Consider the following 22,893-nt stretch of genomic DNA (forward strand, 5'->3'; position numbering starts at 1 on the left):
TCATATGGCCATGACGTTGGTCATCATCGTCGCGGCGGCAGCCATGCTCTCGCAATCGGCCTGGCATTTCAGCGCGGCGCACGACCCGGAAACGCCCGAGCGCATCGCCGCCCAATTGGCCAGCCGGGAGCATCAGGCGCTGATCGCGGCAACGCGGGAGGGCGTCGCCGCACCGACGCTGGTCGGCGAGGACGCGGTGCGCATCAACGCCGCCTTGCCTTTCTCCAAGGCGCCGATCCTGCCCGCGTCGAGCTTCTCGATGCTCCGTGCGGCCGCGTCCGATAAGGAGCGTGCACAGCTCTGCATGGCTCAGGCGATCTATTACGAGGCCGGGTTCGAGCCGCTGGAAGGGCGCCGCGCCGTCGCGCAGGTCGTGCTCAACCGCCTGCGTCACCCCGCTTTTCCCAAGACGGTCTGCGGTGTCGTCTATGAGGGCGCGGATCGGCGCGTCTGCCAGTTCAGCTTCACCTGCGACGGTTCGCTGGCGCGCACGCCGGCCACCGGTGCCTGGCGCGAGGCGCAGGCGATCGCGAAGGCCGCGCTGGCGGGTGCTGTGGAACGCGCGGTCGGCACCGCCACCCATTATCACACCGACTGGGTTTCGCCCTATTGGGCCCCGCGCCTGACCAAGCTGGTTCAGGTCGGCGCGCACATCTTCTATCGCTGGCCGGGAAGCTGGGGCATGCCCGCCGCATTTTCCGGGCGTTATGCGGGGCTGGAGGCCTTGCCGGCGCTTGAGCTCCCGGCCGCGCAGCCGGACGTTCCGGCCGAGGTCGCGGCCATCCTCGCCAAGATGCCGCCGGAGCGGCGCGCCGAGAATGATGTCGGCGGCCGGCTCGACGTGACCAAGGGCTGGTCGCTGAGTATTCCCGCACCCGACGAGACGCGCTCCGCATTCGCGACGGCGACGAGCGGACAGGCAGCGCCCGCTCCGCGCACGGCCGCGCTCGCCAGCGCGGATCCAGCCGCCGACAAGCAGCGGCTGGCCAGCCAATGACCCGGATCCGGCAGTTCACGGCCTGGGTGCAGGCCTTGTCCGGAGCGAAGCTGGTGATCTTCACCAGTGCCGTCGGCCTGGGCGTCTTCCTGCTCTGGGCGAGTCTCGCCCAAGTCGACGAAGTGACGCGTGGACAGGGGCGGGTCATCCCCTCCAGCAAGGTCCAGGTCGTGCAGGCGGCCGAACCCGCGACGATCGATGCGATCCTGGTGCGATCGGGCCAGCGCGTCCGCAAGGGCCAGTTGCTCGTCCGGCTCGACGATACCGATTCCGCGTCGGCGCTCGGCCAGATCGCGGCGGAGAATCGCTCGCTCGCGGCGCGCGCCTCGCGGCTGGGTCAGGAAGGCGGCATTGGCGGCGGCAGCGATTGCGCGCCCAAGCCCGATGGTTCTGTCGCACCCGAATGCCGCGAGGAAGCCGCGCTCCAGGCCGTGCGCCGCCAGGCATTGGGCAGCCGCATGGCGGCGCTCGGCGCCGCCGTCGAGCAGCGCCGGCGCGAATTTGCCGAGGCGCAGGCGACTGCCTCGAGCCTGCGCGGCAGCATCGCGCTGGCGCAGCGCCAGGTGGAGATGCTGGCGCCGCTGGCCGAGAAATCGATCGTCCCGCAGACTGAATTGCTGACCGCGCGGCGAGAGCTGGTCGATCTCCAGGGCCGGCTGGCGGCGGCGCAGCAGACGATTTCGCGCGCCAGCGCGGGCGTGGGCGAAGCGCAGGCCCAGGCATCGGAGGCGTCGCTGCAATTCCGGCAGGAGGCGCTCAACGAACGCAGCCAGCTTTCCGCCAAGATCGCGGTGAACGCGGAATCGCTTCGGGGAGCCGCCGGACGCCTGCAACGCGCCGAGATCCGCTCGCCCGTCAACGGCGTGGTCAACGACGTCCAGGTCACTACCGTCGGTGGCTTCGTCAATGCCGGTCAGAAGATCATGCAGGTCGTGCCGATGGGCGACAAGCTGCTGATCGAGGCGCGCGTGAAGCCGAGCGACATCGCCTTCATCAAGGTGGACGATCGCGCCAATGTGAAAGTGACCGCCTATGATTTCTCGATCTATGGCGGGCTGGTCGGCAAGGTGGTGCAGGTGTCGGCCGACAGCATCTATGACGAGGTGGCGAAGGAAGCCTATTTCACCGTGGTGGTGCAGACCGACCGCGCCTATCTGGTCTCCGCTGGCCGGCAGCTTCCGATCACGCCGGGCATGATCTGCGATGTCGAGATCATCACCGGGCGCAAGAGCGTGCTGTCCTATCTGCTCAAGCCGGTCCTGAAGGCGCGTTCGGAGGCGCTACGCGAGCGCTGACATTCAGTCCGGACCATAGCCCGCCATATCGAGCGATGCGGTCCGCATCGGCGCCGTCACCGGATCGGCGCGATAGCCATGCATCCAGGCCTGGGTGCCAGCATAGGTGAAGATCGGCCGGTAATCGTTGGACTGACTGGCATCGAGCAGGCGATCGGTCTGATTGTCGAGCGTCACCAGCCGACCGTCCAGCCTGACCACCAGCAGGGCATGATCCGCCCGCCGCACCAGATCGCGCGCGACGACGAAATAGAGATCCTCGTCCGCGACGCCCAGCGCGCGCAGCATCTGCATCTTGGCGATCGCATAATCCTCGCAATCGCCCCTGCGGCTGCGCAGCGATTCCGCGGCGGAGGCCCAACGATCGGCCTGTCCGCCGCTCGCCCGGTCCTCGGCGAAACGGATGCGCGCATTCACCCAGCTATTGATCGCGGCGACCTGATCGGTGCGGTCGCGCCCGCGCATCGCGCGCAGCGTCGTCGCCCATGGCCCATGGCGCGCGCCGAGCGACGCGGCGCGGGCGGCGGCCCAACGCGCGCCGAGCGGCGTGGCCGAAATCCGCAGCGCGACCGAGCCGAAAATGTCCGGCCGATCACCCGCGACCGGTGCGATCGGCAGGATCATCGCGGCCGGCTTGAGCGGTGGCACCGCCTGCACGGCCTGCACCGGTTCAATCGGCGCGATCAGCGCCGGCCTGGGATCGCCGCAGAAACCGCGAAAGCCGGCGCCGGCGCCGATCGTACCGATATCAGGCACCTGCGACGCGAGCCCGTCATGCCGCGCCCGGATCAGTTCGAGCTTGCTGGGCGCGCCGCCCAATATGGCCTGCGCCTTGCTGGGTTCGATCGTGACCGGACGAGCCATGGCCAGTCGGCTTTCGGCCACGGCGGCGGCCGCGCACAGGCTGCTATAGGCGATCGGCAGGATCGTCGTTCCGGCATGCGCGGGGGCGCCCGAAACCAGCGCGACTACCATCATCGCGCCGGCCAACCGGGCAACAACAGCGCGCTTGAGGGACGATCCACCTGCCATGCTGCCTGCATGACGGGGAGCATCAAATATATGTTTAATGCGCTTGGTTAACCAAGCGTTCGCACACGCACGACCTGGCCGAGGCGCCATCGGCGCTTGCGTATCGCCCGTACATCCGATCTATCTGCAAGAACAGAATAAATCAGTGGGAGGACAAGCATGGCGGCGGGGCAAGCCTCGGGATCGGGGCTGCAAAAACGGCACATCGTTGTGCTGATGTGCGCGATCGCGACCTTCATCTGCTATATCGACCGGGTCAACATCTCGGTGGCGATCATTCCGATGGCCGAGGAATATGGCTGGTCGGGCACCACCAAGGGGCTGGTGCTCTCCTCCTTCTTCATCGGCTATATGGCGGCGATGGTCCCCACCGGCTGGCTCGCCAACCGGATCGGCGGACGGCTGCTGCTGGGCGGCGCGCTGATCGCCTGGTCGGCCTTCACCTTCCTGACCCCGATCGCGGGCTCGATCTCGCTCGCGGCGCTGATCGCCACGCGCATCCTAATGGGCGCGGGCGAGGCGGCGAGCTTCCCCGCGATCTACAATCTGCTCGCGCGCTGGATGCCGGGGCCGGAAAAATCGCGCGCCGCCGCGATCAACCTCACCGGCATTCCCATGGGTACCATCTTCGCGCTGCTCGTCACCGGCTGGCTGATCGAACATCATGGCTGGCAAAGCGTCTTCTATGCCTTTGGCGGGCTCGGGCTGGTCTTCGCGGTCTTCTGGTTCCGGCTGATCCATGCGCGGCCGGCCGTGCACCCGACGATCAGCGCCGAGGAACGCGCGCTGCTCGCGCCGATCGAGGCGGAAACGGGCACGGTGCGCCAGCCCATCCCATGGCGCGTGCTGCTGTCGCACAAGGCCGTCTGGGCGCTGATCATCAATCATTTCTGCAACAACTGGACGCTCTACCTGATGCTCGCCTGGCTGCCGAGCTACTTCCGCGACGTCCAGCATATGTCCGTGGCGGGCTCCGGCCTGTTCGCGATCGGCCCCTGGATCAGCCAGTTCGTGGTCGGCAATGCCGCCGCCGTCGTCGCCGACAAGATGATCGCGCGCGGCGCGGACGTCACGCGCGTGCGGCGCATCATGCAGTGCGGCGGGCTGCTCGGCAGCGCGGCATTCTTCCTGCTCGCATTGCAGGCGACCACGCCAACGATGGCGCTGGTCTGCATGTGCGGTGCGCTGGGCGTCGGCGCACTCGCCTTCGCCGGCTTCGCGGTCAACCATCTCGACATCGCGCCACGCCATGCCGACGTGCTGTGGGGCATCACCAACACCGCCGGCACCCTGCCCGGCATCATCGGCGTCGCCGCCACCGGGCTGCTGCTCGACCTGACCGGCGGCTATACGGCGACCTTCCTGCTCGCGGCCGGCGTCAATGTGCTGGGCGCGGTGATCTGGCTGGCGTGGGGCACGGGGCGCCGGATCATCGACTGATCCGGCACCTCCGCGCCGCTCTCATTCGCAGGGATAGAAGCGCCCGTCACGAGCGCGATAGCTGTCGGTTCGCTCGTCATAATTGCCGTAGCGATCGATGCAGTAGCGGCGGCGCTCGCGGAGTTCCTTTTTCTTCTTGCTGTCCTTCGCGACCGCCGCGATCACCCCGCCCACGATCGCGGCGCCGACGCCCCCCGCGACGACACCTTCGGTCCTGGCGTCGTCGCGGCGATCGCGCTCCCTCTCCCGTTCGCGCCGATGCCAGGCACGCCGGTCGCGATCACGGCGGGATTCGCAGCGCACACGGTCGCGACCGTGCAAGCCGTCGCAGCGATCGATGGACGGCCCCATGGGGCGTGGCGGCGGACGATGGCTCCAGCGCCGATCCTGTGCGTCCTGCGCATGCGCGACGGGAACGGGCGGCATGGCACCGGCAAGCCAGGCAAACGCGCCGAACGCCAGCGCACATCTTCTCAAATGAGCGACCATGTCTCTACTCCGAACTGGCGGCCAGAAGGGAGACCGCGCCCCGGACAGGACATGACGGACATTGCCGGGAGTTGGCGCCGACCGCCGAACCGCCCGGAAAGCGCGTTCAGCAGCCGAGCAGGGGTTTCTCGAAATCGTCGATCAGCCATCCCTCGGACGCGCGATGCGCATAGAAGGTATAGAAACAGCGCTGCGTCTCCGTGGTGGACGGCGCGAATTCGGTCGCGACCTCCTGCCGGGGCCTTCGCTTCCCCTTCTCCTCGACGGTCGTCGTCGCGGCGCCGAACGAGGTGACGGTGCTTTCCTCCAGCCATTGATAGGCGCGGCGTCCGCCGGGCAGATCGCGCACATCGACGGGCGGGCCATATCTGGCCATCACCGCTTCCGGCGGGCGGCCGATATAGCCACGCATGATGTCGGTCGCGCAGCCCGTGAGCGCCAATGTCGCCAGCAACATGGCGGCCCGGGCGGAAACGGGGAACGGGCTGTGGCGTTTCATGAAACCTCGCGATCGGATCGATGCGGCAGCCAACGCCATCAGCATTGCGTCAGGCTGGCAGCGATCGCGTCGCGGCGAGAAATTCGAGCCGCATCGTCGCACCACCATCGGGCGCGTCCGACACCTCGATCCGCCCATGATGCCGGTTCATCACCTGCCGCACCAGATTGAGGCCCAGCCCCGCCCCGGTCGAGCGTGCGCGCAGCCGGTAAAAGGGCTCGAAGATCCGCTCGCGCTCATGATCGGGAATGCCGGGCCCATTATCCTCCACCTCGACGGCGCTGTCCTGGACGCGGATGACGACATGGTTGCCGCCATGTTCGATCGCGTTGCGGACGAGATTGCACAGGATGCGCTCGATCGCGCCCGCATCGCCCCAGACGGGCGCATTGCCCAGATCAATCACCTCGACCTCGCAACCATTGGCGATCAGGATCGGCGCGAGATCGGCCGCGACGGTCTGCGCGATCAGGCCCAGATCCACGCCGCGCGAAAGCGACATGCCCTTGTCGATCCGCTGGAGATCGACGAGCTGCTCCGCCAGCATACCGAGCCGGCCAACGTCGCGACCCAGGCGGTTCACGATCCGGGCATCCTCCAGCCCCTCGATCTTGGCCTGGAGGATCGCGATGGGCGTGCGCAGTTCGTGCGCGGCATCGACGACGAAGCGCTGGTGCCGGTCATATCCCTCGTCAAGCCGATGCAGCGCGCCGTTGATCGCCCGCACCAGTGGAATCACCTCCGCCGGGATGTTCTCCTCGGCGAGCCGGTATCCGCGCCGATCCGTATCGATCAACTCGGCTTCGCGGGCGACGGTCGCCATGCCGGCAAAGGCCCTGCTCACGATCCACGGGATCGCGATCACGGTGATGACCGCGAGCAACGCCAGGATCGGGATCATCAGCAGGTTGGAGAGGAACAGCACGACGAATGTCAGGCTGAACAGGCGCCCTTCCCCCAGCACGGTGAAGGTTCCCGCCGGCCCGTCCGCCTTCCGGATGACCGCCGAAAGTTCGGACGGCTCACCCACATCGCGGATGTCGGCGAAGCTCAGGCGATCGAGCTGCCGGCCGATCGCCCGATAAGGCTCGGGCACGATACCCTCCTGCACGATCTCACCGCGGCTGCTGCGCGCGACGAACCAGAAATCGGGCACGGCGGCGCGCAGCGCCCTCATCTCGTCGGTTTCCCGCAGTTCCAGCCGGCCATCGGGCCGCCGCGCGATCGCGCGCGCCGCGATGTCGGTGATCTGGGGATCGACCAGGGCGCCGCCGGTATCCGCGCGGATCAGGAACGCGACAAAGGCCAGGCCGAACATGAACAGCACGACGATGTGGAACAGCAGAAGCTGGACGATCAGGCGGCGCTTGAGCGATCGCGGCTTACGACGCCTCATGGCGCACGGCGAAGGAGATAGCCCACGCCCCGGATCGCGTGGATCTCCACCCCGGCCCCGGATTCGGACAGTTTCTTGCGCAGCCTGGAAATGTGCGAGTCCAGCGTGTTCGACTGGATCTCGTCGTCAAAGCCATAGACCGCCTGTTCGAGCGCAGGGCGCAAAACCGTGCGCCCGCGCCGGCGCATCAGCGCCGCGAGCACGCGCAATTCGCGGCGCGGCAGATCGAGGCGGATATCGCGCACATGCGCCTCGTCATGCGTCATGTCGTAGATGAGGTCGCCAAGCTGCACCTGTTCCGTCGCCAGGGTCGCGGGGCGGCGGCGCACCGCCCTGATCCGCGCGAGCAATTCCTCCGTCGCAAAGGGCTTGGCGAGATAGTCGTCCGCGCCGTGATCGAGGCCGGAAACCCGATCGGCGATGCCGCCATGCGCGGTGAGCACGATCACCGGCACACCGGGATTGCCACGCCGCAATTCGGGAAGCAGCGACAAGCCCTCGCCATCGGGCAGGGTCCGGTCGAGCAGGACAAGATCATGGTCGCCATCGATCGCGGCCTCGCGCGCGTCGGCGAAGCTGTGGACATGATCGACGACGAAGCCCTCACGCTCCAGCACCGAACGGAGCGCCGCCGCCATTTCCATCTCATCCTCGACCAGCAATATCCGCACCGATCCCGCTCCGTTTCCGTTGATTGGGCCGCAACGGGGGACGGCACGCCGCCGTGCCGCCGCCCGGCGTGCCACGCCTAGAGGCTGATCGCCATTCCAAGCTGGGTCCGCGACGCCCTCAGTCCGTCGCGGTAATTGACGCGGTTATATTCGGCGCGGACGAAGAAGCCCGGCGCGATCGCGGTCTCGATACCGCCGCCATACAGGAAACCGCTCTCGGTGGCACCGGTGCGGATATCCTTTGTCGCGGTCGCCACGAAATCGGTCTTTTCGCGCACCCGCAGCCAGCTATATCCCGCGCGGCCATAGACCAGGATATTGTTGGCCGGCAGGATGCCGGCGCGGCCCGATACGTCCCAGCTCCAGCCGGGCGTGAGCGAATATTCACCCGTGGCGCTCTTGGCACGCAGCCGCTTGCCGCCCCGGCCAAGCCCCGCCTCGGCGCCGATGACCAGCATGTGGCCGAGTTCCATGTCGAAGCCGGCATGGGCGCGATAGCCGAAGCCCGCCCGATCCCTGTCGATCGTGGTGCCGATCCGGGTCAGCGGATACTCCGCCTCATGCGAACGATAGTCCGCCGATACCCCGACCTTCATGCCGCTGAAGCTGCCTTCATCCGCGGATTGCGCGAAGGCGCCGGCCGGCACCATCACGCATACTGCCGCAACAAGAATTCGACTCTTCATCTCTCATTCCTTCACTGGACCTTGATTGGCCGCACGCACCCGAGGCGGCGGCCGCGCGCCTCTTCCACCCGATGCGTTGCCGCGGCATTGCGCGACCCGGATCGGCATCGACCTATTCGCGACAGAGGCTTATGAGCGTTCGCGATCGCGACTTTCGATCGACCGATCCGATCGAAAGGGCTGACGAAGAACCGGAAATAAGGGCACCCAGATGAAGGCGATGTTCTACGATGCGTTCGGGCGGGCGCCGACGATCGAAAGCCTGCCCGATCCGGCGCCGGGTGAAGACGGCGTGGTGGTCGAGGTCGGCGCGACGGGCATCTGCCGTAGCGACTGGCATGGCTGGATGGGGCATGATCCCGATATCCGGTTGCCGCACGTGCCGGGCCATGAGCTGGCCGGCCGCATCGTCGCCGTCGGACGGGGCGTGCGGCGTTTCGCTGTCGGAGACCGGGTGACGGTGCCGTTCGTCGGCGGCTGCGGCCGTTGCGGCACCTGCCATTCGGGCAACCAGCAGATCTGCCCCAGCCAGTTCCAGCCGGGCTTCACCCATTGGGGCTCCTTCGCCCAATATGTCGCGCTCGATTTCGCGGACACCAATCTTGTTGCGCTTCCAGATGCTGTCGACGACGCCACCGCCGCCAGCCTTGGCTGCCGCTTCGCCACCTCCTTCCGCGCGGTCGTCGATCAGGCCCGACTGAAACCGGGCGAATGGATCGCCGTCCATGGCTGCGGCGGCGTCGGCCTGTCGGCGATCATGATCGCCGCGGCGCTGGGCGCGTATCCGATCGCGATCGACCTGGCGGACGACAAGCTGGCCTTTGCCCGCGAATGCGGCGCGGTCGCGACGATCAACGCCGCCGATGTGCCGTCGGTGGTCGAGGCGGTGCGGGAGATCACGGGCGGCGGCGCGCATGTGTCGATCGACGCGCTGGGGCATCCGACGACCTGCTTCAACTCGATCCAGAATCTGCGCCGGCGCGGCCGCCACGTCCAGATCGGCCTGATGGTGGGCGAGCATTCGACGCCCAGCATCCCGATGGCGCAGGTGATCGGCCACGAGCTGGAGATCTATGGCAGCCACGGGATGCAGGCATGGCGCTACGATGCGATGCTGGCGATGCTCGAAACCGGCAGGATCGCGCCCGGCGCGCTGATCGGCAGGCGCATCACGCTCGACGAAGGCATTGCCGCGCTGACCGCGATGGACACGTCGGAAGCCGTCGGCCTGAACGTCATCACGACGCTCGGCTGAACCCGCCTATTCCAGATAAAGCGCGCGCAGCCGCGCCAGATCGACCGCGTTCAGGCCGATTTCCTGCTCCAGATAGGCGGAGACCGATCCCCAGCGCTTCTCGATCACCGCGAAGGACACCGCCAGATACGGCTTGCCATCCGACGACGACAGCGAAGGCGGTTTCGCGGTCTCCGGCTCCTTCCGGTATTTCGCGAAATAGGCATAGACCGGATTGACCGTCGCCAGCCCGTCGGGGATCGGCGCCACTTCCCATTCGGTATGGCGATGGCGCTCCGACAGCAGATAATCGGCATAGATGGTCTCGCGATCGACGCCGAGCGCACTCAGCACCAGTGCGGCGGCGAGGCCGGTGCGGTCCTGCCCCGCCGAACAGTTGAACAAGGTCGCGCCCTCGTCGGCGAGCAGCCGATCGAACAGCAGCCGTACCTGCGGCGCGATCATCGTCGGCAGCACGGTGTACATGTCCTTGATCGCCGCTTCGGTGCCGTCCTTCTTGAGCGCGGTCTGGATCGTCTCCAGCAGCGGGGCGAAGGAATAGCCGACCGCATTGTAGCGGATGCCATCGAGCCGGGTCGGCGCCAGGATGCGTTCCTCATCGGATCGCAGGTCGACGATATTGCCGATGCCCAGCGCGCGGACGGCGGCGACATCGCTATCGGTCAGCATCGGCTGCGCGCCCGCGCGATAGATGCGCGCCCAGCGCACATGCTTGCCGCCCGCCGCCGCATAACCTCCGATGTCGCGGAAATTGGACGCCTGTTCCAGCGGAACGATCCGTTCCCGAATGGCCGGTGCGGCGCGCGCGACGGGCGCCGCCTCCGCGATCGCCTGCGCATCCGCATTGGGCTGGACACAACAGGCGAGCAGCGGCCCCAGGCCGATCAGCAGCAAATGCCTCATATTTCCACTCTCCCTGTTTCGGCGGGCCGCACGCCCTTGATATTCGCCAGCCGCGATGTCGCGGCGGCGAGCGCGAATGCCGCGATGAAGCCGTCGAGCGCCGAGGCGCCGGTGATGCCCGCCCCATATTCGCCATATGTCGCGATCGCGCTCGCCACGCCCCAGATGACCAGGCTGCGCCAGCGCACATCGGCCGCCACCACCCGGCCGAACAGCGCCTGCTGGATCAGGATCGCGGCGGCGGGCGGAAACACCAGGCCGAGCAGGACGAGATAGCTGACAAAGGCGTTCTGCGCGCCGGCGAGTGCGATCAGCGCTCCGATGGCGGCCGTTACGACCACGATGTGCGTGAACCGGACCCGCTTCAACCAGGTCGAGGTGACCAGCGCCGACGAATAGAGCGTCATGATCCCGTTCTGCGTCAGGCCGAGCGGCAGCAAGATCGTCAGCATCGCGGGCATGCCGAGCAGGATCAGTACTTCGGCCGGATCACCGCTGCGGACGACGAGCCCCGCCGCCGCATAGCAGGCGATCACCACCGCCCATACCGGCCCCAGCGCCATGCCGGCCGCGATCATCGCATCGCGCGGGCGGCGGATGAAGCGGCTATAGTCGGGCAGGATGATGCAGCCGATGACGAAGGATCCGATGATCGCCGATATACCCCGGCCGAGCGGTGCCGCCGCGCCGGCGACGGTGTCCACCGTCTCCAGCCGTGGCAGCGTCCTCAGCGCGACGAAGATCAGCAGCAACACCAGCAGGGGCACGAAGATCAGCGGCACCCGCGCGATCACCGCGAAGCCGAAGATCGCGATCGCGCCGATGATCAGCGTCGCGCCGACGATGCCGATCGCGAGCGGCGGCTGCGCACCGAACGCGCGACGGATGCCGCCCACCGCCAGTTCGCCGATAAAACCCATCTCCACCGCGAACCAGCCGAGCAAGGCGACGCCGAGCGCGGCGGTCAGCACCCGTGCGCCCGCGGGGCCAAAGGCCTGTTCGGACAGCAGCGCCGTCGATCGCCGCGTCCTGACGCCCGCATAGGCCATCAACATGGCAAGTCCGGCCGTCAGCGCGCAACCGGCGACGGTGACGACCATCGCGTTGGGCAGGCCATAATCGCGGCCGATCGATCCGCCCAGGATGATGATCGGCACCCCCATGATCGAACTGATCAGGATGAGCGTGATCGAGGCCGCGGAGCGGTTGGCGTGCTCGGCCGGCACGGGTTCACGCGGAAATTCGTTGCTCATTCGACAGGTCTCTTCCGAAGGCTGCCCCGCGCGCCGCGCCGGGTCCGCGCGTTTCAGGGCATGGCATATCCGACCATCGCCTTGGGGCGCGGCTCGGGGAAGCAGTGCTTGCTGTGCGTCAGCCCCGCGCGAACGATCCCTTCCGCGATGCAGACCGTCGCCGGGATCGGATCGATCACCGGAATCCGGTGGCCGCGTTCGGCCAGATAGGCCTCGATCGCCGACGCGCAGCCCAGAAAGCCGGTGCAGCCCAGGATGATGACGTCGGCATCGTCCTGCTCCACCGCCTCCAGCGCACACTCGCCCAGCCGCCGCTTCGCCTCCTCGATCCGGGGCTCCAGCTCCAGCACGGGAATGTCGACCACCTTGATCGCCGCCAGCTTCTCCTGAACGGCGCAGAGCCGCACCAGGTTGCGAACCATGGGTTTCACCGCGTTGAGCACGGTGACATAGCCGAAGCGCTGCCCAAGCATCGCGGCCAGGTGCATCGATGTCTCGCCCGGCCCCAGCACCGGGATCGACAGCATTTCGCGCGCCGCCTTCACCCCCGGATCGGCCATGCAGTCGACGATGACGGCATCCGCGCCCGACCGCTCGGCCTTGATCGCTTCCGCGATCGTCGCGGGAACCGCGAACGCCTCGTCATATTCGCTCTCGATCGAGGGCGGCCCGGTTTCGAGCAGCGACTGGGTGATCGTCAGGCCCGCATGGGTGAGGTGCGCGACGTCGTCGAGCGAGCGCACGCCCTTCGTCGTCACCGGCGTCACCAGATGGATACGCATGAAGGCCTCAGCCCCGCGCCGGATCGACGGTCTCGGTCAGCGCACCGGCGGTGCCGCCGCGCAGATAATCGTCGGTCTTCTTCAGCCAGTCCTCGCGGCGGGGCGACCACATGTCGATCTCGACGACGCGGCCGATCATCTCGGCGCCATGCGGCTGGTGGGGCGGGATCACCATCACTTCGCCGGCATGCAGGTCGCGCGTCTCGCTCTTCGCCTCGTCGAACCAGAAGCGCATCGTGCCCTCGACCACCTGGGTCACCTGTTCATTCTCGTGCGCGTGGAGCGGCACGACGAAGCCGTCGTCGAAATAGATGCGCGCGATCGTCATCTTCTCGCCGGTCACGATCTGGCGGCTCATCCCCTCCGCCACCTGCTCCAGCGGCACATCGTCCCATCTCAGTATCTCAACCATCGATATCCTCCCTCTCGCCAGCCCTCACCGGCGTCAGCCAATTCTTCCGATCCTTCACCCTGCCGCGCACCACATCCTGGAAAGCGGCGCGCAACCGCTCCGTGACGGGGCCGATGCGGCCATCGCCGATGCGGATATGATCGACGGTGCCGATCGGCGCGATCTCGGTCGCGGTGCCGGTGAAGAACAGTTCGTCCGCGATATAGAGAAACTCGCGCGGAAAGGCGCTTTCCCGGACGGGGATTCCCAGTGCCGACGCGATCTCCATCACCGCCGAGCGCGTGATGCCCGAAAGGATGCTGCCATCAACCGGCGGCGTGATCAGCACGCCATCGCGCACCGCGAAGATATTCTGCCCGCTGCCCTCGCTCACCATGCCGTCGGGCGACAGCGCGATCGCCTCGGCGAAGCCGCCTGCGATCGCATCGAGCTTGATCAGCGTCGCGTTGTTGTAGTGGCCGGCGGACTTGGCGAGCGCGGGGAAAGTATTGGGCGCCGGCCGGTTCCACGATGAAACACAGACGTCGATACCGCGATCGGCTTCGCTATGATCGAGATAGCTGCCCCATTGCCAGCTCGCGATATAGGTCTCCACCGGATTGCCGATCGCGGCCATGCCCATGTCGCCATAGCCGCGCATCACCATCGGCCGCAGATAGCAGTCCTCAAGCCCGTTGGCGGCCACCAGATCGATACAGGCGCGTTCCAGCGCGTCGATCGAATAGGGCAGGTCGATACGATAGATGCGGCAGGAATCGTGCAGCCGCCGCAGATGTTCGCGCAGGCGGAAGATCGCCGGCCCGGCATCGGTGCGATAGCAACGTATGCCCTCGAACACCGACGACCCGAACTGCACGCCGCCCGACAGGATATGCACCTGCGCGTCGGCCCAGCGGACATGACGTCCATTGTGCCAGATATAATCGGGCTCGTTGATCGATTTGCCCATCAGGCCCTCTCCAAACAGGTCGCGGCGGGCGGATGCGCGCGCGGCGCCCCCGCCCGCCCGCGCATCAGAATTTATACTGCACTTCGATGCCGTAGCTGCGCGGCGGGCTGAAGGTGCGGCTGAACAGACCCGCGAAGGGAGACAGGCTCAGCGCCTGCTGCGTGTTGAGCAGATTCTCGACGAACAGCTTGGCGCTGTAGCGGTCGTTCTCCACGCCGATACGCGCATCGATGAAGGTCTTGTCCTTGATCGGGAAGACTTCGTTGACGCGCAGGAACATGCCGCTCTGGTAGCGGTAATCGACGCGGCTCACGAAATCGAGCGTGTCGCTCACCGGCTCCTGCCACTGCATCGATGCATTGGCGGTCCATTTCGGCGTGAACGGCGCGCGGGTCTTCGCCGCGTTCTGGACGATCGCGTCGGTATAGCCGATGCCGCCCGAGAAGCGCAGCTTGTCGGTCGCCTGCAACGCCACGTCCGCCTCGAAACCCATGATCTTGGTACGCGGGATGTTGGTGGTGGTGCGGAACGGCGGCGTCGCGATCGTCTGCGTCACCTGCTGGTTCGAATAATCGATGCGGAACGCGGCAGCGTTGAAGGTCAGGATATTGTCGAAGAACTGGCTCTTCAGGCCGATCTCGTAATTCTTCGTCGCTTCGGACAGCGCCCGGTTGCCCGAATTGAAGAAGCCGAACCGGAACCCTTCGGAATAGGTGGCATAGGTCATGATCTTCTTGGTCCAGTTATAGGCAAGCTGGACCTTCGGAGTGAAGGCGCTGTCCTTCGCCTTCAATGAATCGACCAGATTGCCCGCCGGATCGGTCACCTTGATCGGCGTGTCCGTGCGCGGATCGGTGACGCGGGTATTGCCGTAATTATCCTCGTCGTAACGGCCCGCCAGCGTCAGTTCCAGCCCATCGGTGATGTCGTACGACGCCTGGGCGTAAACGCCCCAGATCTTGTCGAGCTTGCGATCCCAGCGATCGAGCAGATAGGTGCGCGACACCGAGGGGCCGGCGATCAACTGGCCCGCGCCCAGATGCGTGTAGGACAGGCGCCGCGCCAGTTCGAGCCCGACCACCCAGCGCAGCCGCTGGTCCGATTTGGAGGTCAGGCGGAGATCGGCGCTGTAGGTCTCGAAATTGTCGGTCAGGTCCTGGAACTCGTCGATCACCTGGCCGGTCGTGGCGGCATCGCCATAGGTCGCCGCGCCGAACAGCGTGCGGTTGGCGGCCGCCGGGCCGCCCTCGTAATTCACCGTACCGAACAGGGTCTGGTTGATGTCCTGATAGGCAAGCACCGCCGAGAAGGTCGCGAAGTCGAGATCGGCCTCGCTGCGCAGCGAGACGTCAACCAGCCGGCGCTCCTCGCGACCCAGATAGCCCTTGCGGCGCAGCGGGCCGGGATTGGCGGCGGTGTTGAATTCGTCGACCAGCGCGGCATTGGCGATCTTGTCGACGGTGCCCGGCGCGGAGCCGTGCGAGTCCGTGATCGAGGCGCGCAGGTCGAAGCTCAGCTTGTCGCTGGGCGTGAACAACAGCCGCGCACGCCCGGTCTTTTGCTGGCGCGCATCGACCGCGCCGGTGCCGTTGGCGGTCTTCACGATGCCGTCGGTGTCGTTGAAATAGCCGCTCACCGAATAGAACAGCGTGTCGGCGACGATCGGGCCGGAAACCCCGCCCGAAAGCTTGATGTCGTTGCCACGCGCATAGCTGGCCTGCACCCGGCCCTCGAAATCCTGGCTCGGCTTGCGCGTCACGATGTTGATCGCGCCGCCGATCGCGCCGGCGCCATAAAGCGCGCCCTGCGGTCCCTTCAGCACCTCGATGCGCTCGACGTCGAGCAGCGTGCCCTGCTCCATCGCGTCGATCGAGGTCGCCTTCACCCCGTCGATCACGAAGGCGACGGGCGGCCAGCCCTGGCGGCCGGAGGTGATGCCGCGAATGGTGATGTTGCTTTCGCCCGAACGGAAGCCTTTGCGCAGGATCACGTTGGGCACCATGTCCGCGATGTCCTGGATCTGGTCGATGCCGGCGGCGGCGATGTCCTTCGCGCTGAACGCGGCGATGGAATCGGGCACGTCCTGCAGGCTTTCGGCGCGCAGGCGCGCGGTGACGACGATATCGCCTTCGTCAGTCGCCGCCTCGGCCTTGGCCGGCGCTTCCTGCGCCATCGCGGCGCCCGCTGCCAGCGGACTGAGCATGGTCGCGGCCAGCATGGCCGGAATCATCGTTTTGATCATCTTGAACTCCCCAATCAAGTTGCTGTTTTCATTCATGGTTTTACGTTTACTGATCCGGCGCTAGCACCAGCCCGCCACGGCTCTCCCCGGCCTCGAGGATGCGGTGCGCGTCGGCGGCGCGGGACAGTGGCAGAATGTCGGGATCGATCGGACGCACGACGCCGCGATCGAACGCGTCGAACGTCTCGTCGATATAGGTGCGGAGCTGTTCGGGCGTGCGGATCTTGTGAAACAGGATCGGCCGGGTAACGCTGAGCGAGCGGACCGCGAGGTCGGACGGAGGGAACGGCTCGACCGGACCAGAGGACTGGCCGAAATTGACGAGCGTGCCGCTATAGTCGAGGCAGCGCAGCGATCCGGCGAAGGTGTCGCGGCCCACGGAGTCATAGACGGCGGCGACACCCGCGCCGTCGGTCAGCGCATCGACGCGCGCGACGAAATCCTCAGACCGGTAGAAGATGATCTCGTCGGCGCCGCAGGCCCGCGCCACCTCGGCCTTGGCCTCGGTGCTGACGGTGCCGATCACGCGCGCACCCAGCGCCTTGCACCATTGGCAGAGCAACTGGCTCACGCCGCCCGCGGCCGCATGGACCAGCACGGTCTGGCCCGCCTGAACGCGGTGCGAATCCTTGACCAGCATCCGCACCGTGAAGGTCTTCATCAGCGATGCCGCCGCCTGCGCGTCGCCGATCCCGTCGGGCAGGCGAAAAGCGAGATCGGCGTTCAGGATGCGCCGCGCGGCATAGCCGCCATAAGCGCCGCTGATCCAGGCGGCACGGTCGCCCACCGCCAGATGCGTGACGCCGGGGCCGACCGCCTCGACCACGCCCACCGCGTCCAGCCCCGGAATCCCGGGCAGCGCGAGCGTCCGGTACTGGCCGGTGCGGACATAGGTGTCGTGGAAATTGACGTTGATCGCACTGTGCCGCAGCAGGATCTCGCCCGCGCCGGGTTCGCCCAGTTCCACCTGTTCGAGCACCAGCTCTTCGGGGCCGCCATGGCGGCGCAGGACGATCGCGTCAGTCCGCATGGACAGGGCTCCGGGCGACGGCGGGCGCCAGCCCGTCCAGCGGCAGATCCTCGACGGCCACGAAATCCATGTCGAAGCCGAAGGCGCGCGGGCCGAAGGTCGCCAGCGCCTCGGGCGTGCGCATGATCGGCGGCACACCCACCGCCATCACCTTCACGCGCTGGCCGAAGCGCAGCGCCTCTGTGGTGATCGGCTCGCCGGTCTCGCGGTCGAGTATGGTGATCAGGTCGGGCACCATCGTCAGCGTCCGCCCCGCCTTTTCCGCGGTCAGGAATTCGTTCTGGAAGGTGATGCGGCAGGGGTCGTCCTCACCGTCGATCGGCACCAGCGTCACCGCGCCGCGCGCGAAGCCGCCCTGCGTCTCGCGCAGCACGTCGGACACCTTGCCGTCATACAGGATACGGGCGTGGCGCGGCGGATTGGCCTGGGCGAAGAAATCGATCAGCGCGGTGAAGGGGCATTGCTTGCTCGCCCGCGCGGCGCTGATCGTCTGGCCGATCCGCAGCGACAGCGTCAGCGTGTTGGGCACCGCCGTCCGCTTCACGTCCGCGCCGCTCATCGGATAGAGCGCGATCTGCGCCATCGCGCCCAGATTGATCACCGCACTGCGCGCCAGCCGCTCGGCCAGCACATTGGACTCGGTCTCGATGCTCATCAGGTCGCCGCGCTCGCTCGCCAGGCTCAGCGGCGCGCTCTTGCAGCCATAGACGCTGAAGGTGACCATGTGCAGTTCGGGAAAAGCGCGGCCCATGCCGTCGGCATCGACCACGGGCAGCCCCATGCGCGCCGCCACCACCAGCGGCAGCGTGCCATTGGCGCCACCCGCCTCGATCGAGATGATCGCATCGGCCTTGCGCCCCAACCGGTCCTCGACCGCGCGCACCGCCTGCTCGGCGGCGACCATGCAGGGGATCTTCTCGATCATCACGGTCGGCGCGCCGATGCCCGCGGCGGTGATCACCAGCGCATCGTCGGGCAGGTCCTGCGGATCGATGATGTCGGCGCGGCGACCCTCGTCGAATTCCTGCTGAAGCATCAGCCGGCCGATATAAGGATCGCCGCCCCCGCCGGTGCCCAGGAAGGTGGCGCCGGTCGCGTAATCGATCAGGTCTTCGCGGTTGAGTTCCATGGTCAGACCCCTTCGACTTCGGGCTGGAATTGGGTGACGGTCGCCAGCTCGCCCACCGCCTTCACGCGGACGCGCACCGCGCCGCTCGGCGCGTAGGACAAGGGCAGCTCGTCGACCTCGATGATCGAAACGCTGTCGGCCTCGGCGCCCGCATCGACGACGCGGCGCACCGCCTCTGCGCGCGCCTGGTCGAGCGCGGCGTCGCGGCCGGTCTCGGCATAGTGGAAGACGCGATCGACCTCCCCGCCCACCTGCGCGATGGCGGCACCGATCGCATTGGCCTCGGACGAACGCTCGGGGATCAGCAGTTCGCCGACGCCCTTCAGCTCGCGGTCGATCAGCACGCTGCCGCCGCCGACCAGCACGACGGTCGTATCGTCGGCGGAGGTCTTCATGCGATCGATCGCCTGCTCCACCTTGCGGTGGATCTCGTCGACCGCCGCCTCGACGAACGCCGCGTCCAGATGCGCCACCCGATCACGATCGCCGATATCGGCAATGCCTGCCGCCACCGCGATGTCGGTGGTCGTCAGCGTCTCGCCGCCGAACACCAGTGCCTCGCGCGGCAGGCGATAGCCCACCGATTGCGGGCCGATCCGGCGTGGATCCTGCGGGTCGACGCGCGTGCCGCCGCCCAGGCCGATCGCCAGGATATCGGGCATGCGGAAATTGGTGCGCACTCCGCCGATATCGACGGCAAGCGAGGATTCGCGCGGGAAGCCGTTCACCAGCACGCCTACATCGGTGGTGGTGCCGCCGATATCGACGACGATCGCGTCCTTGCGGCCCGAAAGATAGGCGGCGCCGCGCATCGAATTGGTGGGGCCGGACGCGAAGGTCAGCACCGGATAGCGCGCGACGAAGTCAGCGCTCATCAGCGTGCCGTCATTCTGGCTGATGAAGAAGGGCACGGTCACGCCCAGGCTGCGCAGCGCCTCCCCAAAGGAATTGACCACGCGTTCGGACAGATCGGCGAGCGACGCGTTCATGATCGCGGCATTCTCGCGCTCGATCAGCCCCATGCGGCCGAGCTCGCTCGACACGGTGACGCGCGCGCCCGGAATCTCGCCCCGCACGATCTCGGCCGCGCGCTGCTCCATCGATGCGTCGATCGGCGAGAAGACGCAGGAGATGGCGATGGCGGTGATGCCCGCCTTGCGGATCTCGCGCGCAGCGACGGCAACCGCCGCCTCGTCCAGCGGCGCGATCAGCTGGCCGTCAAACTCATAGCCGCCGCCGACCAGATAGATGCGCTTGCCCACCGCCATCAGCAGGTCGCGCGGCCAATCGATCAGCGGATCCAGGCTGCGCGCGGCGGGCAGGCAGATGCGGATCACCGCGACATCGTTCAACCGCACGCGCTCGACAAAGGCGTTGGTGAATTGCGTGGTGCCGATCATCACCCCGTCGATCGCATCGGGGGCGATGCGCGCGGTGCCCAGCAGCTTGCGGATCGATGCGACGACGCCCGACCCGACATCCTCGGTGGTCGGCGTCTTCAGCGATGCGACGACCGTGCGGCCGTCGAGCAAAGCCGCGTCCGTGTTCGTTCCACCAACATCCACCCCAATACGCATCTACGGACATCCTCGATCCTGTGATGCCCCGATGATGCGGATGCGGCCCGCGACTTGAAAGCGAGGCGGGGGGTAAGGCGGAGTGGTTTTTCAGGTAGGATCGTCGCGCCACCCACGCCTACCCGAACGCGGAAACGGGCGGGATGCGATGTGATCGCGCGTATTTATGGCGGGTTGCGCGATTCACATTTCGCGCGGGCTGCGATAGATCGTCGCTTGCGTAATCATCTTTGGGGGAATTGGCGCGATGCTGCGTAACCATGGGATCGGGCTGGCCGGCATCCTTCTGTCCTCGCTCCTGTTCGCGCCGGCCCCCGCAAGCGCCGCACCGCCTTGCGAAAAGCGCCCCTGCCCGTCCAACTGGCTATCGCTGTCCCCCAGGGATCGCGACGCGGCGTTCGCCTTCGCCGAGGATTACAAGCGCTTCATGGGGGCGGCCCGCACCGAACTCACCACGGTGCGCGAGTCACTGGATCGCGCGCGCAAGGCCGGTTTCCGGGAATGGACGCCGGATTCGAAGCTGACTCCGGGCAGCCGCTGGTACAAGAACAACCGCGATCGCGCGCTGATCCTGTTCGTCATCGGCACCGAGTCGATGGCCAATGGATTTCGCATCGCGGCATCGCACATCGATTCCCCCCGGCTCGACCTCAAGGCGCGGCCGCTTTACGAAAAACAGGGCTTCGCGCTGTTCCAGACCAATACCCATGGCAATCTGCTCAACTATCAATGGGGGAATATCCCGCTTGCCCTGATCGGGCGGATCAGCCGCAAGGACGGCACGTCGATCGACCTCTCGGTGGGCCTGAAGCCGGAAGACCCGGTGTTCATGATCGCCGGGCTTTCGCCGCATGTGGATATCGATCTGCGCAATCGCACCAATCGAGACGTGCTCGCCGCCGAGGAGCTCGATCCGATCGTCGGGTCGATGCCCAAGAGCGCGAGCGAGGGGGTTTTCGCGCAGGTGGCCGATTATCTGCGTGAAACCTATGCCGTTTCAATCGACGACCTCGTCTCGGCCGAACTGTCGCTGGTGCCGGCCACCGCGCCGCGCGATATCGGCTTCGATCGCGCGATGATGACGATGTATGGTCAGGATGATCGCCTGGGCGCCTATGCCTCGCTTCGCGCCATGGTCGCGCTCGAACGGCCCAGGACCACGTCCGTGCTTTTCCTCGCGGACAATGAGGAAACCGGGAACAACAACAATACCGGCGCGGCGTCCGACACGCTGGTAAACCTGCTGGGGGAATTGCTCTACGCGGAACTCGGCGACCGGTATCGCCCGCCCCATCTCAGCCGCGCGTTCGAACGGACCAAGGTGCTTTCGACCGATGTGAACGACGCGGTGAACCCGACCTGGCCGGGCGCGTGGGAGGAAGGCAACGCGCCGCATGTCGGCGAAGGCGTGAATATCAAGGTCTATGGACAGGGTAACAACGCGACGACCGAATATGCCGCATGGCTGCGCCGCATATTGGACGATGCCGGCGTGCCCTGGCAGACCGCGACCTACAAGGTCGGGCGCGCCAGCGGCGGCACCCTGGGCGGCACATTGTCGCGGCGTGACATGGACGTGATCGACATCGGCGCGCCGGTCATGTCGATCCACAACAGTCATGATCTGTCGTCCAAGGTCGATCTATGGTCGCTCTACAACGCCAACAAGGCATTTTTCGCGGCGCCCTGACGCCGCGGCTATTCCGCGCCCTCGCCGGCCAATTCCGCGATCCAGCCGGCGATCTCGACATCGCTCGACGCCATTGCCGCCTCGCCGACGACGATCTCGGCGGCCGCCCTGCCTTCGGACACGGCCTGGAATCCGTTGAACAGCCAGATGCCGCGCCGCCGGGCAAAGGCGCGATTGGCCTGGCAGAGCGCATCGGGCGTGCCGGGCAGCAGGACGCGGAAAGCGTTAGTATGCGGCACGCCAGGCACCGACCCAAGGCCGCGCTCCGCGAGAGACGCGGACAGCGCCCGCGCCCGCGCCACATAATCGGCCATGCGCGGCAGCTTCATGTCCAGTCCGTCGAGCGCCGCCAGCGCATAAGGGAATGCCGTGCTCAGATCGCCGCCCAGCCGGGTCTTCCATGGCTTGAGCGTGTCGAGCAGCCAACGGTCACCGGCCAGCGCCGCGCCCGCCAGGCCACCAAGCCCCTTGTAGAAGGAAACATAGACACTGTCGGCAAGCGCGGCGAGCGCGGCCGGCGTCACGCCATAACCCGCCGCCGCTTCCCATATCCGGGCGCCGTCGACATGCAGATGCACGTCCCGCGCCCGGCACCATGCCGACAGCGCCGCCAGCGCGTCGAAGGGGAGCAGCCGATAGGCGGCCCGGCGCAGCGGCAATTCGACCACGCAGATCGCGGGTTTCGCATCGAGCGCCTCGATATCGGCGACGCCATAGGGGCCGTCACCACCCAGCCGGATCACCGGCGCCGCGATCAGATGGTCCACGGCATAGGCCTCGTCCACGGCCATGTGGCCAAGCGCGGGAATGGCGACGGCGCCCGCGCGCATTTCGGTCAGCGCGCGCAGCAGCACGAGCTGCGCGGTCACGCCCTTGATCAGGAACGACGCGGCCGGCTTGCCCAACAACGCCGCCGTACGCGCCTCGAGCCGCGCGACCGCGCCGCCATTGCCGTAGAAATCGGGCACCAGCCCCGCTTCCGGCCTTTCGGCGAGCGCCCGCAACAGCGATCGTGGATCGACCGGACCGTGATAGGACAGGCTACGCCCACACCCGGCGCGCAGCAGCAGATCCTCGTCGGTCATCGTCATTCTCCGTGCGTTTCCGGCGCGCATCTTCGCGGTTTCACGTGCTTCCATGCAAGGGCGGGCGTCACGACACACTCG

Annotated in this window: 21 protein-coding genes; 5 read left to right on the forward strand and 16 right to left on the reverse strand. The window is 67.0% G+C overall.

The window, feature by feature from the left end; genetic code table 11:
* The first annotated feature begins 10 nt into the window (after positions 1–10).
* Together ACODTA_RS25425 and ACODTA_RS25430 are read left to right on the forward strand one after the other, a co-directional pair.
* Entirely contained in the window at positions 11–997 is a 987-nt protein-coding gene (locus tag ACODTA_RS25425; RefSeq protein ID WP_489069946.1) for a cell wall hydrolase, read from the forward strand.
* Positions 994–2,292 carry an HlyD family type I secretion periplasmic adaptor subunit gene (locus ACODTA_RS25430; RefSeq protein ID WP_489069948.1) on the forward strand — a complete coding sequence of 433 codons (1,299 nt, stop codon included), beginning with the start codon at positions 994–996 and terminating at the stop codon, positions 2,290–2,292. The genes ACODTA_RS25425 and ACODTA_RS25430 overlap by 4 nt, the downstream gene beginning before the upstream one ends.
* 3 nt (positions 2,293–2,295) lie before the next feature.
* On the opposite strand, the gene ACODTA_RS25435 is transcribed toward ACODTA_RS25430, so the two are convergent.
* The gene (locus ACODTA_RS25435; RefSeq protein ID WP_489069950.1) at positions 2,296–3,270 is read right to left on the reverse strand and encodes a transglutaminase-like cysteine peptidase; all 975 of its coding nucleotides are present in this window, start codon (positions 3,268–3,270) and stop codon (positions 2,296–2,298) included.
* A 213-nt stretch (positions 3,271–3,483) separates the two neighbouring features.
* Between ACODTA_RS25435 and ACODTA_RS25440 the strand changes: the two genes are divergently transcribed.
* Positions 3,484–4,764: an ACS family MFS transporter gene (locus ACODTA_RS25440; protein WP_489069952.1), complete on the forward strand. Its 1,281-nt coding sequence runs from the start codon at positions 3,484–3,486 to the stop codon at positions 4,762–4,764.
* A gap of 21 nt (positions 4,765–4,785) precedes the next feature.
* Here the strand turns inward: ACODTA_RS25440 and ACODTA_RS25445 are convergent, their stop codons facing one another.
* The 5 genes from ACODTA_RS25445 to ACODTA_RS25465 all read right to left on the reverse strand — a co-directional run bounded on the left by ACODTA_RS25445 (position 4,786) and on the right by ACODTA_RS25465 (position 8,505).
* Entirely contained in the window at positions 4,786–5,190 is a 405-nt protein-coding gene (locus tag ACODTA_RS25445) for a hypothetical protein (protein ID WP_489069954.1), read from the reverse strand.
* Between the two features lie 169 nt (positions 5,191–5,359).
* On the reverse strand, positions 5,360–5,752 hold the full coding sequence (locus ACODTA_RS25450; protein WP_489069956.1) for a hypothetical protein: 393 nt from the start codon (positions 5,750–5,752) through the stop codon (positions 5,360–5,362).
* A 49-nt stretch (positions 5,753–5,801) separates the two neighbouring features.
* Positions 5,802–7,148 (reverse strand): sensor histidine kinase, encoded by a 1,347-nt coding sequence (locus ACODTA_RS25455; protein ID WP_489069958.1) that lies wholly within the window; start codon positions 7,146–7,148, stop codon positions 5,802–5,804.
* Complete coding sequence (locus ACODTA_RS25460) at positions 7,145–7,819, reverse strand: response regulator transcription factor (protein ID WP_489069960.1); 675 nt, start codon at positions 7,817–7,819, stop codon at positions 7,145–7,147. Before ACODTA_RS25460 ends, ACODTA_RS25455 begins: the two co-directional genes overlap by 4 nt.
* 77 nt (positions 7,820–7,896) lie before the next feature.
* Positions 7,897–8,505 (reverse strand): outer membrane protein, encoded by a 609-nt coding sequence (locus ACODTA_RS25465; protein ID WP_489069962.1) that lies wholly within the window; start codon positions 8,503–8,505, stop codon positions 7,897–7,899.
* A gap of 211 nt (positions 8,506–8,716) precedes the next feature.
* On the opposite strand from ACODTA_RS25465, the gene ACODTA_RS25470 reads away from it, so the two are divergent.
* Positions 8,717–9,760 carry a zinc-dependent alcohol dehydrogenase family protein gene (locus ACODTA_RS25470; RefSeq protein WP_489069964.1) on the forward strand — a complete coding sequence of 348 codons (1,044 nt, stop codon included), beginning with the start codon at positions 8,717–8,719 and terminating at the stop codon, positions 9,758–9,760.
* Between the two features lie 6 nt (positions 9,761–9,766).
* Here the strand turns inward: ACODTA_RS25470 and ACODTA_RS25475 are convergent, their stop codons facing one another.
* From ACODTA_RS25475 to ACODTA_RS25515, 9 genes are all read right to left on the reverse strand, one after another.
* Entirely contained in the window at positions 9,767–10,663 is an 897-nt protein-coding gene (locus ACODTA_RS25475) for a tyrosine-protein phosphatase (protein ID WP_489069966.1), read from the reverse strand.
* The gene (locus tag ACODTA_RS25480) at positions 10,660–11,916 is read right to left on the reverse strand and encodes a purine-cytosine permease family protein (RefSeq protein WP_489069968.1); all 1,257 of its coding nucleotides are present in this window, start codon (positions 11,914–11,916) and stop codon (positions 10,660–10,662) included. The genes ACODTA_RS25475 and ACODTA_RS25480 overlap by 4 nt, the downstream gene beginning before the upstream one ends.
* Before the next feature lie 53 nt (positions 11,917–11,969).
* Positions 11,970–12,698 (reverse strand): aspartate/glutamate racemase family protein, encoded by a 729-nt coding sequence (locus ACODTA_RS25485; RefSeq protein WP_489069970.1) that lies wholly within the window; start codon positions 12,696–12,698, stop codon positions 11,970–11,972.
* A gap of 7 nt (positions 12,699–12,705) precedes the next feature.
* Positions 12,706–13,110, reverse strand: coding sequence for a cupin domain-containing protein (locus tag ACODTA_RS25490; protein WP_489069972.1), 405 nt, complete (start codon positions 13,108–13,110; stop codon positions 12,706–12,708).
* The gene (locus ACODTA_RS25495) at positions 13,103–14,059 is read right to left on the reverse strand and encodes a branched-chain amino acid transaminase (RefSeq protein ID WP_489069974.1); all 957 of its coding nucleotides are present in this window, start codon (positions 14,057–14,059) and stop codon (positions 13,103–13,105) included. Before ACODTA_RS25495 ends, ACODTA_RS25490 begins: the two co-directional genes overlap by 8 nt.
* Before the next feature lie 64 nt (positions 14,060–14,123).
* Positions 14,124–16,301, reverse strand: coding sequence for a TonB-dependent receptor (locus ACODTA_RS25500; RefSeq protein WP_489069976.1), 2,178 nt, complete (start codon positions 16,299–16,301; stop codon positions 14,124–14,126).
* A 46-nt stretch (positions 16,302–16,347) separates the two neighbouring features.
* Positions 16,348–17,331 (reverse strand): quinone oxidoreductase family protein, encoded by a 984-nt coding sequence (locus ACODTA_RS25505; protein ID WP_489069978.1) that lies wholly within the window; start codon positions 17,329–17,331, stop codon positions 16,348–16,350.
* Positions 17,321–18,460 (reverse strand): S-methyl thiohydantoin desulfurase family protein, encoded by a 1,140-nt coding sequence (locus ACODTA_RS25510; RefSeq protein WP_489069980.1) that lies wholly within the window; start codon positions 18,458–18,460, stop codon positions 17,321–17,323. Before ACODTA_RS25510 ends, ACODTA_RS25505 begins: the two co-directional genes overlap by 11 nt.
* Before the next feature lie 2 nt (positions 18,461–18,462).
* Complete coding sequence (locus ACODTA_RS25515; protein ID WP_489069982.1) at positions 18,463–20,037, reverse strand: hydantoinase/oxoprolinase N-terminal domain-containing protein; 1,575 nt, start codon at positions 20,035–20,037, stop codon at positions 18,463–18,465.
* 247 nt (positions 20,038–20,284) lie between these two features.
* Here ACODTA_RS25515 and ACODTA_RS25520 point away from each other — a divergent pair, with 247 nt between their 5' ends.
* Positions 20,285–21,727, forward strand: coding sequence for a zinc-binding metallopeptidase family protein (locus ACODTA_RS25520; RefSeq protein ID WP_489069984.1), 1,443 nt, complete (start codon positions 20,285–20,287; stop codon positions 21,725–21,727).
* An 8-nt stretch (positions 21,728–21,735) separates the two neighbouring features.
* On the opposite strand, the gene ACODTA_RS25525 is transcribed toward ACODTA_RS25520, so the two are convergent.
* Positions 21,736–22,812, reverse strand: coding sequence for a threonine aldolase family protein (locus ACODTA_RS25525; RefSeq protein ID WP_489069986.1), 1,077 nt, complete (start codon positions 22,810–22,812; stop codon positions 21,736–21,738).
* Positions 22,813–22,893 lie beyond the last annotated feature (81 nt).

It is taken from the genome of Sphingomonas sp. FG14, assembly GCF_057809675.1.

Excerpts from the sequence above, each read along its gene's own strand:
- ACODTA_RS25440 (WP_489069952.1), top strand. The coding sequence starts at position 3,484 with ATGGCGGCGGGGCAAGCCTCGGGATCGGGGCTGCAAAAACGGCACATC.
- ACODTA_RS25435 (WP_489069950.1), bottom strand. The coding sequence starts at position 3,270 with ATGATGGTAGTCGCGCTGGTTTCGGGCGCCCCCGCGCATGCCGGAACG.
- ACODTA_RS25425 (WP_489069946.1), top strand. The coding sequence starts at position 11 with ATGACGTTGGTCATCATCGTCGCGGCGGCAGCCATGCTCTCGCAATCG.
- ACODTA_RS25445 (WP_489069954.1), bottom strand. The coding sequence starts at position 5,190 with ATGCCGCCCGTTCCCGTCGCGCATGCGCAGGACGCACAGGATCGGCGC.
- ACODTA_RS25525 (WP_489069986.1), bottom strand. The coding sequence starts at position 22,812 with ATGACCGACGAGGATCTGCTGCTGCGCGCCGGGTGTGGGCGTAGCCTG.
- ACODTA_RS25450 (WP_489069956.1), bottom strand. The coding sequence starts at position 5,752 with ATGAAACGCCACAGCCCGTTCCCCGTTTCCGCCCGGGCCGCCATGTTG.
- ACODTA_RS25510 (WP_489069980.1), bottom strand. The coding sequence starts at position 18,460 with ATGGAACTCAACCGCGAAGACCTGATCGATTACGCGACCGGCGCCACC.
- ACODTA_RS25500 (WP_489069976.1), bottom strand. The coding sequence starts at position 16,301 with ATGATCAAAACGATGATTCCGGCCATGCTGGCCGCGACCATGCTCAGT.
- ACODTA_RS25520 (WP_489069984.1), top strand. The coding sequence starts at position 20,285 with ATGCTGCGTAACCATGGGATCGGGCTGGCCGGCATCCTTCTGTCCTCG.
- ACODTA_RS25505 (WP_489069978.1), bottom strand. The coding sequence starts at position 17,331 with ATGCGGACTGACGCGATCGTCCTGCGCCGCCATGGCGGCCCCGAAGAG.
- ACODTA_RS25515 (WP_489069982.1), bottom strand. The coding sequence starts at position 20,037 with ATGCGTATTGGGGTGGATGTTGGTGGAACGAACACGGACGCGGCTTTG.
- ACODTA_RS25495 (WP_489069974.1), bottom strand. The coding sequence starts at position 14,059 with ATGGGCAAATCGATCAACGAGCCCGATTATATCTGGCACAATGGACGT.
- ACODTA_RS25485 (WP_489069970.1), bottom strand. The coding sequence starts at position 12,698 with ATGCGTATCCATCTGGTGACGCCGGTGACGACGAAGGGCGTGCGCTCG.
- ACODTA_RS25475 (WP_489069966.1), bottom strand. The coding sequence starts at position 10,663 with ATGAGGCATTTGCTGCTGATCGGCCTGGGGCCGCTGCTCGCCTGTTGT.
- ACODTA_RS25480 (WP_489069968.1), bottom strand. The coding sequence starts at position 11,916 with ATGAGCAACGAATTTCCGCGTGAACCCGTGCCGGCCGAGCACGCCAAC.
- ACODTA_RS25465 (WP_489069962.1), bottom strand. The coding sequence starts at position 8,505 with ATGAAGAGTCGAATTCTTGTTGCGGCAGTATGCGTGATGGTGCCGGCC.
- ACODTA_RS25490 (WP_489069972.1), bottom strand. The coding sequence starts at position 13,110 with ATGGTTGAGATACTGAGATGGGACGATGTGCCGCTGGAGCAGGTGGCG.
- ACODTA_RS25455 (WP_489069958.1), bottom strand. The coding sequence starts at position 7,148 with ATGAGGCGTCGTAAGCCGCGATCGCTCAAGCGCCGCCTGATCGTCCAG.
- ACODTA_RS25430 (WP_489069948.1), top strand. The coding sequence starts at position 994 with ATGACCCGGATCCGGCAGTTCACGGCCTGGGTGCAGGCCTTGTCCGGA.
- ACODTA_RS25470 (WP_489069964.1), top strand. The coding sequence starts at position 8,717 with ATGAAGGCGATGTTCTACGATGCGTTCGGGCGGGCGCCGACGATCGAA.